General features: G+C 39.2%; 1 protein-coding gene. It reads right to left on the bottom strand.

What is annotated here, in order from left to right; genetic code table 11:
- Positions 1-484 (bottom strand): integrase arm-type DNA-binding domain-containing protein (locus ABD915_RS09895; RefSeq protein ID WP_345117787.1); only part of this gene is annotated, 484 nt, incomplete at its 3' end.
- Between the last annotated feature and the right edge of the window lie 401 nt (positions 485-885).

Raw genomic sequence — 885 nt, 5'->3', positions numbered from 1 at the left:
TTGCCGTATCTGCTTTTTCATGCCAAAGGGGCGCGAGAACATTGCGAATGATATTGGCTGTTAATTTTTCTATAGGTAAATTACCTATGTGTGGAATCACGTGCAACTCTAGTGGAGAAAACCAACGGCCGTTTTTGCCTTCATTTTTCAACTCTGCTTTTTTGCTTTCAAAAGCTGCTTTCGCAATCTCACTGAATATGTTGCTTTGCTGTTTTAAGACGGTCTGTTCCCGAAATACAATAGGATCATTGCCTTCTTTAAGAATATCACTATAATATCTTGCAAGCTCACGCGCTTCTTTTAAAGAGAGTTTCGTAACAGGACCAAGTCCCATTTCACGGCGTTTATTGTGGTGCGTATAGCGAAAAAACCAAGAGCGTGTATTGTCTTTTCGAACATTCAACCAAAGCCCTGCCCCGTCACAATACTTTCCTTGTGGAGAGGACTTTACAAGTAATGCTGATAACCGATGAATCGCCCTCACTTAACACCCCCTCTCGTCCACCTTTTCACACATTGCCCGTCCACCTTTTTGGGTCCACCTTTTAGACCACCTTTAATTTCTGATTTGAGATTTTTTCTTTAATTCTTAATTTTTTTATTGAAACATAAAAAATTATAGACATCAATACGTCCTTGCGCTTCTTTACACAATCTGATTCTTGCTAATAAAGCCTGCTCCGCCGGCATGCGGCACCATTTTGTATCTTAGGAAGATTACAAGAGTTATAATTACTCTGGACACTTCTACGATATGTATGTAGCTTGTCGGCAGGTTTTGTATATTTTGCCACTAGGTTTTGTACCAATTTATTTTTTTTCAAAGAGTTTTTAAGGAGTTCTCAAAGGGTCTTCAAAGACCTTTCAAAGGGTATTTAAAACCCC

The sequence above is a fragment of the Bartonella jaculi genome (assembly GCF_039543045.1).
Classification (GTDB): Bacteria; Pseudomonadota; Alphaproteobacteria; order Rhizobiales; family Rhizobiaceae; genus Bartonella; species Bartonella jaculi.
The sequence above is the reverse complement of the archived record's forward strand: the minus strand, read 5'-3'. Positions and strand labels throughout refer to the sequence as shown.